Origin of the sequence: Mesorhizobium sp. BH1-1-4 (assembly GCF_020165665.1) — a bacterium.
Classification (GTDB): domain Bacteria; phylum Pseudomonadota; class Alphaproteobacteria; order Rhizobiales; family Rhizobiaceae; genus Mesorhizobium.
Window position 1 is genome coordinate 157,637 of record NZ_JAIUIN010000005.1, and the last position, 15,860, is coordinate 173,496.

16 protein-coding genes are annotated in these 15,860 nt (G+C 63.5%); 11 read left to right on the forward strand and 5 right to left on the reverse strand.

Annotated elements, in window-relative coordinates; all coding sequences use genetic code 11:
• The first annotated feature begins 1 nt into the window (after position 1).
• The gene (locus LB569_RS11900) at positions 2-379 is read left to right on the forward strand and encodes a hypothetical protein (RefSeq protein WP_224692425.1); all 378 of its coding nucleotides are present in this window, start codon (positions 2-4) and stop codon (positions 377-379) included.
• A 23-nt stretch (positions 380-402) separates the two neighbouring features.
• On the opposite strand, the gene LB569_RS11905 is transcribed toward LB569_RS11900, so the two are convergent.
• The gene (locus LB569_RS11905; protein WP_140701963.1) at positions 403-807 is read right to left on the reverse strand and encodes a cupin domain-containing protein; all 405 of its coding nucleotides are present in this window, start codon (positions 805-807) and stop codon (positions 403-405) included.
• Positions 808-934: 127 nt separating this feature from the next.
• On the opposite strand from LB569_RS11905, the gene LB569_RS11910 reads away from it, so the two are divergent.
• From LB569_RS11910 to LB569_RS11935, 6 genes are all read left to right on the forward strand, one after another.
• Positions 935-1,726: an ABC transporter ATP-binding protein gene (locus LB569_RS11910; protein ID WP_224692426.1), complete on the forward strand. Its 792-nt coding sequence runs from the start codon at positions 935-937 to the stop codon at positions 1,724-1,726.
• Positions 1,719-2,234, forward strand: coding sequence for a DUF559 domain-containing protein (locus tag LB569_RS11915; protein ID WP_224692592.1), 516 nt, complete (start codon positions 1,719-1,721; stop codon positions 2,232-2,234). Before LB569_RS11910 ends, LB569_RS11915 begins: the two co-directional genes overlap by 8 nt.
• The gene (locus LB569_RS11920) at positions 2,235-3,113 is read left to right on the forward strand and encodes an ABC transporter permease (RefSeq protein WP_140701960.1); all 879 of its coding nucleotides are present in this window, start codon (positions 2,235-2,237) and stop codon (positions 3,111-3,113) included.
• Positions 3,110-4,264: an ABC transporter permease gene (locus tag LB569_RS11925; RefSeq protein ID WP_140701959.1), complete on the forward strand. Its 1,155-nt coding sequence runs from the start codon at positions 3,110-3,112 to the stop codon at positions 4,262-4,264. The genes LB569_RS11920 and LB569_RS11925 overlap by 4 nt, the downstream gene beginning before the upstream one ends.
• Before the next feature lie 40 nt (positions 4,265-4,304).
• The gene (locus tag LB569_RS11930) at positions 4,305-5,276 is read left to right on the forward strand and encodes an ABC transporter substrate-binding protein (protein WP_127260347.1); all 972 of its coding nucleotides are present in this window, start codon (positions 4,305-4,307) and stop codon (positions 5,274-5,276) included.
• A 190-nt stretch (positions 5,277-5,466) separates the two neighbouring features.
• Positions 5,467-5,910 (forward strand): CHRD domain-containing protein, encoded by a 444-nt coding sequence (locus LB569_RS11935; protein ID WP_140701958.1) that lies wholly within the window; start codon positions 5,467-5,469, stop codon positions 5,908-5,910.
• A gap of 133 nt (positions 5,911-6,043) precedes the next feature.
• On the opposite strand, the gene LB569_RS11940 is transcribed toward LB569_RS11935, so the two are convergent.
• The 3 genes from LB569_RS11940 to LB569_RS11950 form a co-directional block, all read right to left on the reverse strand.
• Complete coding sequence (locus tag LB569_RS11940; RefSeq protein ID WP_224692427.1) at positions 6,044-7,693, reverse strand: thiamine pyrophosphate-binding protein; 1,650 nt, start codon at positions 7,691-7,693, stop codon at positions 6,044-6,046.
• Positions 7,690-8,865: a CaiB/BaiF CoA transferase family protein gene (locus tag LB569_RS11945; protein ID WP_224692428.1), complete on the reverse strand. Its 1,176-nt coding sequence runs from the start codon at positions 8,863-8,865 to the stop codon at positions 7,690-7,692. Before LB569_RS11945 ends, LB569_RS11940 begins: the two co-directional genes overlap by 4 nt.
• A 96-nt stretch (positions 8,866-8,961) precedes the next feature.
• Positions 8,962-9,894, reverse strand: coding sequence for an alpha/beta fold hydrolase (locus LB569_RS11950; protein ID WP_224692429.1), 933 nt, complete (start codon positions 9,892-9,894; stop codon positions 8,962-8,964).
• Between the two features lie 187 nt (positions 9,895-10,081).
• On the opposite strand from LB569_RS11950, the gene LB569_RS11955 reads away from it, so the two are divergent.
• Together LB569_RS11955 and LB569_RS11960 are read left to right on the forward strand one after the other, a co-directional pair.
• Positions 10,082-11,089 (forward strand): ribonuclease T2 family protein, encoded by a 1,008-nt coding sequence (locus LB569_RS11955; protein ID WP_224692430.1) that lies wholly within the window; start codon positions 10,082-10,084, stop codon positions 11,087-11,089.
• An 85-nt stretch (positions 11,090-11,174) separates the two neighbouring features.
• Entirely contained in the window at positions 11,175-11,786 is a 612-nt protein-coding gene (locus LB569_RS11960) for a hypothetical protein (RefSeq protein ID WP_140701953.1), read from the forward strand.
• 18 nt (positions 11,787-11,804) lie between these two features.
• Here the strand turns inward: LB569_RS11960 and LB569_RS11965 are convergent, their stop codons facing one another.
• The gene (locus tag LB569_RS11965) at positions 11,805-13,091 is read right to left on the reverse strand and encodes a sensor domain-containing diguanylate cyclase (RefSeq protein ID WP_140701952.1); all 1,287 of its coding nucleotides are present in this window, start codon (positions 13,089-13,091) and stop codon (positions 11,805-11,807) included.
• 260 nt (positions 13,092-13,351) lie between these two features.
• Between LB569_RS11965 and ettA the strand changes: the two genes are divergently transcribed.
• Together ettA and tam are read left to right on the forward strand one after the other, a co-directional pair.
• Positions 13,352-15,001 (forward strand): energy-dependent translational throttle protein EttA, encoded by a 1,650-nt coding sequence (gene ettA / locus LB569_RS11970; protein ID WP_224539872.1) that lies wholly within the window; start codon positions 13,352-13,354, stop codon positions 14,999-15,001.
• Positions 15,002-15,046: 45 nt separating this feature from the next.
• On the forward strand, positions 15,047-15,817 hold the full coding sequence (gene tam / locus LB569_RS11975) for a trans-aconitate 2-methyltransferase (RefSeq protein WP_224692431.1): 771 nt from the start codon (positions 15,047-15,049) through the stop codon (positions 15,815-15,817).
• Positions 15,818-15,860: the final 43 nt, after the last annotated feature.

Here is a 15,860-nt window from a genome sequence, read left to right on the forward strand (position 1 = left end):
CATGCGGGCCGTTTTTCTCGCTCTGGCTGCGGCGGCGGTGATGACCGCCGGGCAGGCGTCGGCATCGGCGATCGACCTCAGCAAGCCTTATGGCGACAAATATGGCTGCATCAACAAGAACGGCCAGGAAGTCGCCGCCGACCAGATGCTGCTTTTGACCGACAAGGAACTGATCACGGCGGCCAGCGCCTGCACCTTCACCGAGACCAAGGCGCAAGCCAATGGCTCGCTGACCATCAAGGCCGAGTGCGAAGCCGAAGGCGAGGACGGCAAGTCGCCGGCCACCTTCACCATCAAACGCAGCGCCAGGAACGCCAAGAAACTGTCTGTCGTCGACGAGGACGGCAATGTGATGGGTGAAGTCTCCCGGTGCAAATGATGGCGACAATCCCCGCGCCGGTGTCAGGCGACCAGCGCATCCAGTTCCGGCAGCAGGACGACGCTTTCCTGTTCGTTGGGATCGGTGCGGGCAATGACGGCCGAAGAGGGGGCGTTGCTGAGATTGGCCGGCAGATGCGGCACGCCAGCCGGGATGTAGAAGAGGTCGCCGGCCTTGACGACGATGTGGTGTTCGAGCCGGTCGCCATACCAGGTATGGACTTCGCCGGAGAGCACGTAGATCGCCGTCTCGTGGTTCTCGTGCAGATGCGCCTTGGCGCGGGCGCCGGGCGGCATGGTCAGCACGTGCATGCAGATGCCGGATGAGCCGACCGTTTCGGTCGCGATGCCGGCCAGATAGGTCAACCCCTGCTTGCCTTCATAGGTGCTGCCAGGGCGGATAAGATGACAAGTGGGTTTGGGCGACATCGGGGAAACTCCGGGCGTCGAAATAGAACAAAGCCAATGGGACAGGGCGAGTGGAAAACAACATCGCGATAAAAGCAACCGGATTCCAGCCCGCGCCCCGGTGGCGGCGGAAGGCGGGCAGCAACCGATGACGGGACCGTCGCCAGCCGTCGTTTCGGCAAGCAAGCTTGGCCTCACCTTCCAGACCAATGACGGGCCGGTGCAGGCGCTGTCCCATGTAGACCTGACCATCGGCAAGGGGGAGTTCGTCTCCTTCATCGGGCCGTCCGGCTGCGGCAAGACCACGCTGCTGCGCGTCATCGCCGATCTGGAGAAGCCGACCTCGGGAACGATCTCGGTCAATGGCATGACGCCGGAACAGGCGCGCGAGAAACGCGCCTATGGCTATGTCTTCCAGGCCGCAGCCCTGTTTCCCTGGCGCACCATTGAGCGCAATGTCGGGCTGCCGTTGGAAATCATGGGCCTGTCGAGGGCCGAGCAAGCGGAGCGCATCAAGCGCACGCTCGACCTCGTCAACCTCAGCGGTTTCGAGAAGAAATATCCCTGGCAGCTTTCCGGCGGCATGCAGCAGCGCGCCTCGATCGCCCGGGCGCTCGCCTTCGACGCCGACCTGCTGTTGATGGACGAGCCATTCGGCGCACTGGACGAGATCGTGCGCGACCACCTCAACGAACAGTTGCTGCAATTGTGGGGGCGCACCAACAAGACCATCTGCTTCGTCACTCATTCCATTCCGGAGGCGGTCTATCTGTCGACGCGCATCGTCGTCATGTCGCCGCGTCCGGGCCGGGTCAGCGACATCATCGAATCGACACTGCCGAAGGAGCGCCCGCTCGACATCCGAGAGACGCCGGAGTTTTTGGCGATCGCGGCCAGGGTGCGCGATGGATTGAGGGCAGGGCATAGCTATGATGATTGAGGGGGGGCAGGACGAAGTTCCTCCTCTCCCCTCCGGGGAGAGGGTGGCCGCGAAGCGACCGGGTGAGGGGGCGTCGCCGACGCATCCAACCAAGAGGAAGGCCGGGGCAACCGCTCGTGCCCGAGAGCTGCGGTTTGACGAGACAAAGGCCGAATATCGGCTTTGGGGCGAGTTACGGGGCCGTCACCTCAACGGCTACAAGTTCGTAAGGCAAGTGCCACTTGGGCCGTTCTTCGCCGATTTTCTCTGCCGCGAGAAGAGCTTTTTCGTTGAAATCGATGGCAGCCAACATGCCGAGTCCCTGACCGATGAAAGCAGAACAACTTGGCTGAATCGCAACGGCTACTCTGTTCTTCGGTTCTGGAACCAAGAGGTTCTCGCCGAGCGGCGTGCGGTCTTGGATACGATTCTGGCTGTGCTTGAGGGGCAGATACACTCACCCTCACCCGGCCTTCGCTTCGCTCCGGCCACCCTCTCCCCAACGGGGAGAGGAGAAGGGGAGCGCTGAATGGACACCTTCCGTGACAAGCTCATCCCAGTCACCTCGATCCTGGCCGGCGTGATCGTGCTCTGGTACGTGTTCGCCGTCATCCTCAACACGCCGTTCCAGCGCGATCTCGACCGGCGGGCCAATGAAACCTCCACATTCAGCGAATTGATCGGCAAGACGCTGTCGCAGCCGAAGCCGACGCTGCCGGCACCGCACCAGGTGGCGGTGAATTTCTTCGAGAACACGTTTCTGCGGCCCATCAATTCGAACCGCAGCCTTGTCTACAACGCCTGGGTGACGCTGTCCTCGACGCTGCTCGGCTTTGCCTTCGGCACCGCGCTCGGCATCGTCATTGCCGTCGGTATCGTGCATGTGGCGACGCTCGACCGCAGCCTGATGCCATGGATCATCGCTTCGCAGACCATTCCAATCCTGGCGGTGGCGCCGATGATCATCGTCGTGCTGGCGGCGATCGGCATCACGGGGCTGATCCCGAAGGCGATGATCTCGACCTATCTGTCGTTCTTCCCGGTGACGGTCGGCATGGTGAAGGGCCTGCGCTCGCCCGAGATCATGCATCTCGACCTGATGCACACCTACAATGCCAGCCGCACGCAAACCTTCTGGAAATTGCGCGTGCCGGCCTCGGTGCCGTTCCTGTTCACCTCGATGAAGGTGGCGGTGGCGGCAAGCCTGGTCGGCGCCATCGTCGGCGAGCTGCCGACAGGCGCGGTCGCTGGTATCGGCGCCAAGCTTCTGGCCGGCGCTTATTACAGCCAGTCGATCGACATCTGGTCGGCGCTGGTCGCGGGTTCGATCGTGGCGGCGCTGCTGGTCATGGTGGTCGGCATTGCCGGGCGCCTCGTCGACCGCGCTATGGGCGGGAGGCCGGCATGAATTGGCTGAAACCGTCCTGGCAAGCGGTGATTGCCATTGTGCTGTGCCTGATCGCGGTCGCGCTTGGCGCCATGTCGAAGCCGGAAGCGGCAGCACTTGCCGACCCGACGGCAAGCATCGACTATCCCTATCTGGGGACGAAGGGCTTGATGCTCGGCCTTGCCGTGGTCGCGGCGCTGATCTCGATGGTCAGGATTCCATCGGTCGCGGAGGCCGTGGTTCTGTTCATCGGCGCCCATCTCGTCGCCTGGCTGCTGATATCGGGCATCACAGGGTTCGAGGGCACCGCACTGGCGCCGTATTTCCTTCTGCTCACGGCTGCCTGGCTGCTTGGCTGGCGTTGCGTTGCGGTGCTTTCGGGATTGCGGCCGCCGGCAAGCTGGGCGCGGACCACTCTGCGGCTGATCATCCCCGCTATCTTCGGCGCCTGGATCCTGATCATCTGGGAAGCGGTGACGCGGGGCGCCGGCATTCCTTTCATCCTGCTGCCGCCGCCGAGCGCGATCGGCGCGCGCATCGCCAGTTCGCTGCCGGTGCTCGGCGCCGATGTCCGGCAAACCATCTTCAAGGCGGTGCTTTTCGGATATGTCGTGGGCAGCGGCGCCGGCTTCATCACCGCGATCCTCGCCGACCGCGTGCCGTTCCTGCGGCGCGGGCTCTTGCCGATCGGCAACATGGTCTCGGCGCTGCCGATCATTGGCGTGGCCCCAATCATGGTCATGTGGTTCGGCTTCGACTGGCAGTCGAAGGCGGCGGTGGTCATCATCATGACCTTCTTCCCGATGCTGGTGAACACGGTCGCCGGGCTTGCCGCTTCCGGCCATATGGAGCGCGACCTGATGCGCACCTACGCGTCGGGTTACTGGCCGACGCTGATCAAGCTGCGGTTGCCGGCCGCCGCCCCCTTCATCTTCAACGCGCTGAAGATCAATTCGACGCTGGCGCTGATCGGCGCCATCGTCGCCGAGTTCTTCGGCACGCCGGTCGTGGGCATGGGATTCCGCATTTCGACCGAGGTCGGGCGGATGAACATCGACATGGTCTGGGCCGAAATCGCAGTTGCAGCACTTGCGGGTTCGGTCTTTTATGGCGTGGTCGCCCTTGTCGAAAGGGCCGTCACGTTTTGGCATCCCTCTGTCCGTGGTGGATAGGGGCGGTGGGTTTAGGGCACTAACTTCAGAGGGTAAAAAAATGAAAAGACTTATTATTCCAGTTCTGGCCGGCGCGATGTCGCTGGCCGCGTTCCAGGCAATGGCCGCCGACAAGGTGACCTTGCAACTGAAATGGGTCACGCAGGCCCAGTTTGCCGGCTACTATGTCGCCAAGGCAAAGGGTTTCTATGACGCCGAAGGTCTCGACGTCGATATCAAGCCGGGCGGACCCGATATCGCGCCCGAGCAGGTGATCGCCGGCGGCGGCGCCGACGTCATCGTCGACTGGATGGGCGGCGCGCTCGCCGCGCGCGAAAAGGGCGTGCCGCTGGTCAACATCGCCCAGCCGTTCAAGAAGGCCGGCATGGAGCTGGTCTGCCCGAAGGACGGCCCGATCAAGACCGAAGCCGACTTCAAGGGCCATACGCTGGGCGTCTGGTTCTTCGGCAATGAATATCCGTTCTACGCCTGGATGAACAAGCTTGGCCTCAAGACCGAAGGCGGCCCGGACGGCGTCACGGTTCTGAAGCAGAGTTTCGACGTGCAGCCGCTGATCCAGAAGCAGGCCGACTGCATCTCGGTCATGACCTATAACGAGTACTGGCAGCTGATCGACGCCGGCTACAAGCCGGAACAGCTCACCGTCTTCAATTACTCGGCGATGGGCAACGACCTGCTCGAGGACGGCCTCTATGCCTCGGAAGACAAACTCAAGGACCCGGCCTTCGAGGACAAGATGGTGCGGTTCGTGCGCGCTTCGATGAAGGGCTGGAAATACGCCATCGACAACAATGACGAGGCAGCCGGCATCGTCATGGACGGCGGCGGCCAGGACGAGAACCACCAGAAGCGCATGATGAGCGAAGTCGCCAAGCTGATCGACAATGCCGACGGCAAGCTCGACCCGGCGACCTACGAGCGTACCGCCAAGGCGCTGCTCGACCAGAAGATCATCACCAAGGAGCCGACCGGCGCCTATACGACCGCGATCACCGACAAGGCGGTCAAGTAAGGCACCGGACAGGCGCGACCATAGCGCCTGAGATTTGGGCTGACATCAAAGGGGCGGGCGACCGCCCCTTTTTCATACGCTCCGATCACAAAACCGTGTGCGGGGATACATTGCTCCCTCCAACCGTTGCATTGGAGCATACGCGCGTCGGGGAGCCGCGACGGATGCTTCATCCAATCGGAGGTTCTTCATGCGCGCTCACTCTTTCCTGCCGGCGCTGTCGGCGCTCGCTATTTCCACCGCTTTCCTCTTCGCATCGCCAGCCATGGCCGAGGTGGTGAAATACAAGGCGACCCTCGATGGCGGCCAGCAGAGTCCAGCCGTCACCACCAAAGGCAAGGGGACGGCCACGCTCACCTTCGACACCACCAAGAAGAAGCTCAGCTGGAACGTGAAATATTCCGGCCTCAGTGGCCCCGCGGTGGCCGCTCATATCCACGGCCCGGCGGCGACCGGCGAGAACGCGCCTCCGGTGATCCCGTTCAAAGGCAAGCTGAAGAGCCCGATAAAGGGATCGGCGACGTTGACCGATGCGCAGGCCGCCGATCTGGAAGCCGGCAAATATTATGTCAACGTGCACACAGCCGCCAACAAGGACGGCGAGATCCGCGGCCAGATCGAAAAGGCGATGTAGGGCGCGGGGGCGCGGCCAACGCTTGAGGGCCGGCGCGAGGCGCCCCCCTCTGTCCTGCCGGACATCTCCCCCTCAAGGGGGGAGATTGGCAGCTTGGATGCAGCGCCCTTTCTTTGGACGCCGATCGGTTGCTTCAGCTCCTGTCGCGGATCTGCGTCATCGTGCGGGTCGGCGTGATCGCTTCCGGGTCGAGCCGGATCTCGACGATCGCCGGCTTGCCGCTGGCCCGCGCGCGTTCGAAGGCCGGGGCGAAGTCCTCGGTCTTGTCGACCGTCTCGCCATGGCCGCCATAGGCGCGTCCAAGCGACGCGAAGTCGGGATTTTTCAGGTCTGTGCCGACCACACGGCCCGGATATTCGCGCTCCTGATGCATGCGGATGGTGCCGTAAATGCCGTTGTTGACGACGATCACGACGATCGGCAGGTCGTACTGCACGGCGGTGGCGAATTCCTGCCCGTTCATCAGGAAGCAGCCGTCGCCGGCAAAGGCGACCACGGTGCGCTCAGGGTAAAGCGCCTTGGCCGCGACCGCCGCCGGGGTGCCGTAACCCATCGAGCCGGAAGTCGGCGCTCCTTGCGTGGCGAAGCGGCGGAAGCGATGGAAGCGATGGACCCAGGTGGCGTAATTTCCGGCGCCATTGGTGAGGATAGCATCGTCCGGCAGGACCTTTTCCAGATAGTTCATGATCGGTCCCATCTGGACCGTGCCAGGACCGCTTTCCGGCGGCGTCGACCAGTCGAGGTAAGCGGCGTGCAGCTTGGCTGTTTCGCCCGCCCATGATGGCGTGCTGGCCGGCTTGCGCTTGGCGAAGGCCTCGAGGAAAGCCGCCGGCGAGGCGTTGATCGCCAGTGTCGGGCGGTAGACCCGGCCGAGTTCTCCGGCATCGGCATGGACGTGCACCAGCGCCTGGTCGGGATAAGGGCTCTTCAGCAGCGTGTAGTCCGAGGATGGCATCTCGCCCATGCGGCCGCCGATCAGCAGCACGACATCGGCTTGCTTGATGGCCGTCGCCAGTTTCGGATTGATGCCGATGCCGACATCGCCGGCATAGTTCGGATGCAGATGGTCGAACAGCATCTGGCGGCGGAAGGAACAGCCGACAGGAAGCGACCAGGCCTCGGATATGGCGCGCATCCGCGCGACTGCCTCCTCATTCCAGCGCGTGCCGCCGAGTATGACGAACGGTCGCTTGGCGTTGCTCAGCAGCATGTCCAGCGCGTCGAGTTCGGCTTCGCCGGGATAGGTTTCGACCGGCGTGTGTGGCAAGGCGGAAGGCGCCTCGACCACACTGGTCAGCATGTCTTCCGGCAGCGAGATGACCACCGGGCCGGGGCGGCCAGACGTCGCCACGGCGAAGGCGCGGGTGACAAATTCAGGGATGCGCGAGGCATCGTCGATCTCGACCACCCATTTGGCGATGTCGCCGAAGAACCTGACGTAATCCACCTCCTGGAAGGCCTCGCGGTCCTTGGCGTGGCTGGCGACTTGGCCGATGAACAGGATCAGCGGCACCGAATCCTGCATGGCGATGTGGATGCCGGCCGAAGCATTGGTGGCGCCGGGGCCGCGGGTGACGAAGCAGATGCCAGGGTTGCCGGTCAGCCGGCCCTGGCAGTCGGCCATCATGGCGGCACCGCCTTCCTGGCGGCAGACAATGGTGCGGATCGGGGAGTCATGCAGCGCGTCGAGCACCGCAAGGTAGGATTCGCCCGGCACGCAGAAGATACGGTCGGTGCCGTTGGCTTCGAGGGCGTCGACGATCAGTTGTCCACCGGTCTTCATTTCCCAGACTTCTCCAGTTCGGCAAGGATTTCGTCGGTGTGCTCGCCAAGGCGCGGCGAGGGCCGTTCGTAGACGAGCGGCGTCCCCGACATCACCATCGGCGCGCGCACCGACGGCAGGCGATTGCCATGGCCGTCATCGAGGTCGAGCCGCATGCCGCGCGCAATGGTTTGCGGGTCGGCGAACATCTGGCCGATCGTGTTGATCGGGCTTGCCGGCACGCTTGCGGCTTCGAGCTTGGCCAGCAGCGGATCGCGATCCCAGCTCTTCAGCGCCTCGATGATGCGTGCGCGAAGTTCCACGCGGTTGGCGACACGGGCCGGATTGGTGGCGAAATCGGGATTCGCCGGCAAATCGTCCAGCCCGACCGCGGTGCAGAATTTGGCGAACTGGCCGTCATTGCCGACCGCCAGGATGATGTGACCGTCCCGGACCGGAAGCACTTCGTAAGGGGCAATGTTCATATGCGCATTGCCCATCTGCACCGGCGACTTGCCGGAGACGAGATAGTTGAGGTTCTGGTTGCCGAGGGCCGAGATCTGGGTGTCGAACAGCGCCATGTCGATGTGCTGGCCTTCGCCGATCCGCTCGGCATGGCGCAAGGCGGCCTGGATGGCGATGACCGAATAGAGGCCGGTGAAGATGTCCGAGATGGCGACGCCGGCCTTCTGCGGCTCGCGGCCGGCCTCGCCGGTGATCGACATCATGCCGGCCATGGCTTGGATGATGAAGTCGTAACCGGCGCGCGGCGCATAGGGTCCATCCTGGCCGAAGCCGGTGATGGAGCAGTAGACCAGGCGCGGGTTGATCGCTTTCAGGCTCTGATAGTCGAGCCCGTATTTCTTCAGGCCGCCGAGCTTGAAGTTCTCGATCAGCACATCCGCCGTGGCGACCAGCCGCCGCACCGTCTCGGCGCCGTCGGGCGTCGAAAAGTCAATGGCGATTGAGCGCTTGCCACGATTGCAGGAATGGTAATAGGCGGCCGACAGGTTCTCGCCATCGTGGCTCATGACGAAGGGTGGACCCCATTTGCGGGTGTCGTCGCCGCCATCGGGGCTCTCGACCTTGATGACATCGGCGCCGAGATCGGCGAGCAACTGCCCGGCCCAGGGCCCGGCAAGAATGCGGGCGAGTTCGACGACGCGGACGCCTTTCAGCGGGGGCTCAGCCATATATCACCGTGATTGCAATCATCCTGATTGCTGCGAAAGCAGAGCCTCTATCAAGCCCGGCAGCGGCTGTCACGGTCCTTGCAATGGGCCAATCCGTCACGTCTTCAGGACATTGTCGGCCCAGGCGGCGAAATCGCCCATGATGGTGTCCCGGTTCACCTCGTTCAGGCTTTCGTGGCGGGTGTCGGCGTAAACCGTTGAAACCAGATTCGAAAAGCCCATCTTGCGCATGCGATTGGCGAGGTGGGCGATGCCCTTGCCGTAGTCCGAGGCGGGGTCTTTCTCGCCGCCAACGATGGCGACGGGGAGGTCGCGGCGAACGGTGGCAAAGCCTGCATCCTTACCGCCGTTCAGCGCCATGGCGACGACATCGCGCCACATCGAGATGGAGGCATCCCAGCCGCACAGTGGATCGGCGATGTATTTCGCCACCTCCGCCTCGTCGCGCGACAGCCAGTCGAACAAGGTGCGATGGTTGGGCACCGCCTTGCCCCAGGCCTGGAAGGTGAGTTTCGGCAGCAGGCGTGACGGGACATCGGAGCCGAGCCGCATCCGTTCCCAGGCGAGGACACCGAGCGCCAACTGGCCGAGCAGGCCTTGCGAAAAATTGCCGTTCCAGATCGCGGCGGCATGAACGCGCCCGGAATGGCTCAACAGGTAGTTCAGCGCCACGGACGCGCCCATGGAATGGCCAAAAAGGATCACCGGCAGGTCAGGCTGTTCGCGGGCGATGAGATCGTGGATGGCGTCGACATCGGCGATGACCTTGGCCGGGCCGTCCTTGTCGGCGAATCTGCCGAGCGGCGCGTCGGGCGCCTTGGTCGCGCCATGGCCACGGTGGTCATGGACATAGACATGGAAGCCCCTGGCGGCCAGGAAAGCGGCGAAGCGGTCGTAACGCGCGGCATGCTCGGCCAGGCCGTGATTGATCTGGACCACCGCCCGCGCAGGGCTGTCGGCCTGCCGGACGAACAGATTGAGGTCGGCGCCGGTCGGCGAGCGAACCACGCGCTGCTGGCTGAATGGCATGCCGACTGGTCTCCCCCTGGTTCGTCTTTGCGATGTCCAAGGTGTGCGCCGGCGCCGGATTTGCGTCAATCCGGCCCGCCGGCCTTGCCGCGACGATCTTTCTTGCCACGGACCCGCAAAATATCGCAATTCTGACATGGAGACAGCTTCAGTCTGTCGCCCACTTTCTTCCAGCCGGGGATTCTCCATGCGCATTGCTGTTGTTTTCGGATCGGCCTTGCTGGCGGCATCGCTGGCCGGGGCGGCGCGGGCCGACGTCAAGATGAGCGGCACTTTCGTAGCCGACGCCTCTTGTCCGGCAACGCAGGCGATCAAGAACGGCAAGAATCCGGGCAATGTCTCGACCGATGCCGGACAGAGCTATCAGCTGCTCGCCGGCAACAAGGACACGCCGACCCACTACCTCATCCTGGTGCCGGGCGCCGATCCCCAGCGCCGCTGGGTGAAGGTCAGCTGCGGCCATCTGTCGGGCAGCAGTGCCGCGACCGTGCCGGCGGCACCCGGCGGGCAAGGTAAGCCCGCCCCATCGGGAAAACCCGAATATGTCTTCGCCTTGAGCTGGCAACCGGCCTTTTGCGAGACCAAGTCGAACAAGACCGAATGCAAGGCGCAAAACCCCGGCGAGTTCGATGCCACCAATTTCACGCTGCACGGCCTGTGGCCGCAGCCGAACGGCAATTTCTATTGCCAGGTGTCGGCAAGCGACAAGGCCAATGACAATCCTGCCCATTGGAAAGACCTGCCTCCGGTCAATCTCGACGCAGGCACGCGCACGGAGCTCGACAAGGTGATGCCAGGCACCGCCTCGAAGCTGGAACGGCATGAATGGATCAAGCACGGCACGTGCTACGGCAAGAGCCAGCAGGAGTATTTTTCGGATGCTCTCGGCCTGATGCGGGAGGTGAATAGCTCGCCGGTGCGCGATCTCTTCGCCAGGAATATCGGCGGCAAGCTGACGGCCGACCAAATTCGCGGCGCCTTCGACACCGCCTTTGGCTCCGGTGCGGGAGACCGGGTGCGGGTGTCCTGCGTGATCGATCCTTCGAGCGGCCGCCGGCTGATCGGCGAACTGACGCTCGGTCTTGCCGGTCCGATCGGCCCGAACAGTTCACTCAAGGACCTGCTGCTGGCCTCGGTGCCGACCAACAAGGCCGGCTGCCCGACAGGCACGGTCGATGCGATCGGGTTCCAGTAACGCGGGGGATTAGGCAGCCAGCCGGGCTTTCGCTTGTTTCGGCTGGTGTTATGTTTGCGTGGCGGTTCATTCAGCGGGGGTTGCAATGAGTGGCATCACGAGCGGCGCGCTGGCGCGGCTGGCCTTCTGGGCCAAGGGCATGGTCTCGATCAACGATGCCCGCATGGAATGGCCCGGTTTTTCCTACAGCGAGCCTGAGTGGACGCGGATGCGCGCGCTGTCCGCGCCGATCGGCGCCGGTACCTATCAGCTCTTCACGGTCGTCAACGCGGCGATCTTCATCGCCATCGCCGCCCTTGGCATTTTCGGCGTCTTCCTGCCGCTGGCGACGCTGCTGTTTCCCGTCCCGGCGGAGACCAGCGCGCTGAAGTTCTCGCTGCTGCTGGCGGCTTGCGCCTTCCTCATCATCGGGCTCGGCCTGCCGATCTCGATGCGCTTCTCGGCCATGCTGGTCGGCGGCAAGGCGATGCGAGAGGCGCTGGTTCCAGCGGCCGGGGATGAGGTGCTGGCATCAAAAGTGTCCTGGCAGATCAACCGCATCATGCTGATCATGTGCGGCCTGCTGGTGCCGGGTATCCTGCTGTTCATCGCCTATGACATCGAAGCCGGGCCGATCATCACGGCGCTGAAATGGCTGGCGATCGCGCTGATGGCGGTCTCGACGCTGACCGGCATCGCGCGGCAGCGGAAGTCGTAGCGACGACGTCAGATCCGGCTAGATCTGGGCGGACCTGGTCCAGGCGACGGGGGCATCGGGCTCATGCCCGCCGGGTTCGCCGACGACGCGGTCGCGCCCGGTCGACTTCGCCTTGTAAAGGCGCTGGTCGGCGAGCGCGAACAGGTCGGCCAGGCACTGCGTCGTTTCGCTGACGGTGGAAACGCCGGCACTGACGGTCAGTTCGAACCGGCTGGTGGCGGCCGATGCCTTGACCGCCGTGCGGACGCTTTCGCCAAACAGCCTGGCGACGGCATGCGGACGCGAACTCAGGATGGCGAATTCCTCGCCCCCGATCCGGAACACCTGGTCCTCGGCGCTTGCCGCCTCGCAAAGCACGGCCGCGACCGCCTTCAGCACCTTGTCGCCCTCGGCATGGCCGAAGCGGTCGTTGATCGATTTGAAGTGGTCGACATCGACGATGAGCAGGCTGAGCGGCCTTGCCGTGCGCAGGCTGGACTGGACGGCGGCCTCGCCATCGGCATCGAAGCGCCCGCGGTGCAACAGGCCGGTCAGGCCATCGCGGCCGACATGTTCGACCAGCGCTTCGTAGCGCTCGCGATAGGTCAGGGTTTCGAAAATGTCGGTCAGGCCGCGCGGCATCTGGATGTCGCGGACCTCGAACCATCTGAGATAGGCGACCAGCATGGCGCTGAAGGTCAGTGCGGCCACCATCTTGGCGAACCAGCCGCCGAAGAAGACCGCGATCGGCGCGCCGGCAACGAAATGCAGTGCGGTGAAGAAGCCTGCCTGGTCGAAGGTGAGCACGCAGGCGACGCAGATCAGGATGCGCGCGAACTGTGCCTGGCGCAGATACCTGCCAAGCTTTTCATAGAGCAGGATGATCAGGATGGCGTCGATGAACAGCAGCGTCGTGCCCCACACCATCAGCCAGCCCATCTCGTCGATGAAGGCGATGTCGGGCATCTTGCCGTCGGGCAGCGGCGCGATGGCATGCATGCGCAGCAACAGCCCCAGGCCGATCATCAGCGCATTGCCAAGCAGCAGGCCATAGATGGGCTGGCGCACGGTGGCGGCGTCTTCCTTGATGTAGAGCAGGAGCAGCATCACCAGCTTGCCGGAAAACAGCACCGCCGAGCCCGGCGAGACCATGCCGAACGGCAAGGCGACGTAAAAAACGCTGGCGAGATAGGTTTCCAGGAAATGCATGGCGCCGAGCGCGCAGACGAAGACGCCAAGACCAATGCGCTTGCGGAAGCGGAAAAGCGTGACCATGACGCTGAAGTAGACGACGGCTTCGGCGAGGAGCAGGAAACTGTTCAACACGACCGTCGATCCGTTCTCTCTCGCGCCAGAAATCGCGGCAAGCCGGCGATTCCACCCCGATCCTGTTTTGACGCCCAAGGGTTAACCAGAGATTTCGAGGCGCATGGCGGCCGTTGGAAAACTTCATCGGCGGCGCGCACATGTTCGTGTGGCTGGCCTGATCTGGCAAAAGCGATTGCCGTTCGCCGCCGCATCGCCTACATAGCGGCCAACCTCCATTCAATTCGACAAATCCAGTCATTTTTTCAGGGAAAGCGCGCGTGGCACGCCAGTTCATCTATCACATGGCCGGCCTCAACAAGGCCTATGGCACCAAGAAGGTGCTCGAGAACGTTCATCTGTCCTTCTACCCCGACGCCAAGATCGGCATTCTCGGCCCCAACGGCGCCGGCAAGTCGACGATCCTCAAGATCATGGCCGGCATCGACAAGGACTGGAGCGGCGAAGCGTGGCTCGCTGAAGGCGCCACCGTCGGCTACCTGGCGCAGGAACCGGCGCTCGACCCGAAGAAGACGGTGTTCGAGAACATCATGGAAGGTGTCGCGGCCAAGACCGCCATCATCGAGCGCTACAACGAACTGATGATGAACTATTCCGACGAGACGGCGGACGAGTCCGCCAAGCTCCAGGATGAGATGGACCGGCTGAACCTTTGGGATCTGGAACAGCAGGTCGAGATGGCGATGGAAGCGTTGGGCTGCCCGCCCAAGGATTCGGAAGTCACCAAGCTGTCGGGCGGCGAGCGCCGCCGCGTCGCGCTCTGCCAGCTCCTGCTGCGCCAGCCCGACCTTCTGCTGCTCGACGAACCGACCAACCATCTCGACGCCGAGACCACGGCGTGGCTGGAAAAGCATCTTCGCGCCTATCCCGGCGCGGTGATGATCATCACCCACGACCGCTATTTCCTCGACAATGTCACCGGCTGGATCCTCGAACTCGATCGCGGCCGCGGCATTCCCTATGAGGGCAACTACACCAAATATCTCGAAGCCAAGGCCAAGCGCCTCAAGCAGGAAGGCCGCGAGGACGACGCCCGCCAGCGTGCCATCGGCCGCGAGCGCGAGTGGATCCAGTCCAGCCCGAAGGCCCGTCAAACCAAGTCCAAGGCGCGTATCCAGGCCTTCCAGGACCTGCTGGACGCAGCCGACAGCCGCCGCCCGACCGACACGCAGATCGTCATTCCGCATGGCGAGCGGCTTGGCAATGTGGTGATCGAGGTCGACGGCCTGTCGAAGGGCTTTGGCGACACGCTGCTGATCGATGGCCTTGAATTCAAGCTGCCGCCGGGCGGCATTGTCGGCGTCATCGGCCCGAACGGCGCAGGCAAGACGACACTGTTCCGCATGATCACCGGCCAGGAAAAGCCGGATGCGGGCACTGTCCGCGTCGGCGAGACCGTCAAGCTCGGCTATGTCGACCAGAGCCGCGACCAGCTCGATCCTTCAAAGACGGTCTGGGAAGAGATTTCGGGCGGCGCCGAAGTGGTCAAACTCGGCAAGTTCGAGGCCAACACGCGTGCCTATTGCGCCTCGTTCAACTTCCGTGGCGGTGACCAGCAGCAGAAGGTCGGCAATCTGTCCGGCGGCCAGCGCAACCGCGTGCACCTGGCCAAGATGCTGAAGACCGGCGGCAACGTGCTGCTGCTCGACGAACCGACCAACGATCTCGATACGGAAACGCTCGCAGCACTCGAAGACGCACTGGAAAATTTTGCCGGCTGCGCCGTTATCATCTCGCACGATCGCATGTTCCTCGACCGCCTGGCGACGCACATCCTTGCCTTCGAGGGCGACAGCCATGTCGAATGGTTCGAGGGCAATTTCGAGGACTACGAACAGGACAAGATCCGCCGGCTCGGACCCGAAGCCGTCAACCCGCACCGCATGACCTATAAGAGGCTGACGCGGTAAAGGGTTTGCCGGGCGGCGAATTTCTCAGGAATATGAGGAGCTCGAATGGCTGATTGGTCCGCCGCCCAATATCTGAAGTTCGAGGACGAGCGCACGCGGCCCGCGCGGGACCTGGTGGCACAGGTTCCCGTCGACTTTCCGCGCCGGGTCGTCGACATCGGCTGCGGGCCGGGCAATTCGACAGAACTTCTGGTCGGGCGCTGGCCGGACGCGCAGGTGAGCGGCTTCGACACCTCGCCCGATATGATCGAGAAGGCGAGGGCGCGCCTGCCCAATGTAAGCTTCGATCTGGCGGACGCCTCCAAATGGCAGCCGGCCGAGCCGCTCAATGTGATCTTCGCCAACGCCGTCTTCCAGTGGCTGCCGGAGCATCCGGCGGTGTTCCAGCGGCTGATGGGTTTTCTCGCGCCCGGCGGCGCGCTGGCCATCCAGATGCCCGACAATATGGGCGAGGACTCGCATCGCCTGATGCGCGAGACGGCGGCGGAAGCGCCATTTGCCGAAAAATTGAAGAGCGCCGCGCGTGCACCCTTGCCGACCGTGTCGTTCTATCACGATCTGTTATCGCCGCTCTCGGATCGGCTCGACATCTGGCACACCGTCTACAACCACCCGCTCGCCAATGCCGAGGCAATCGTCGAATGGGTGAAGTCGACCGGGCTGAAGCCGTTTCTCGATCCGCTCGATGCGGAGGAGCGCAAGTTGTTCCTCGACAGCTACACGGCCAGGATCGCCAAGGCCTATCCGAAGACCGCCGACGGCAAGGTGCTGCTGCGTTTTCCGCGTCTCTTCATCGTCGCCAAGCGGGCGGGCTAGGCCAACATTACCCCTTGGCCAGCGCGTCGTTGCTGCCGCTTGA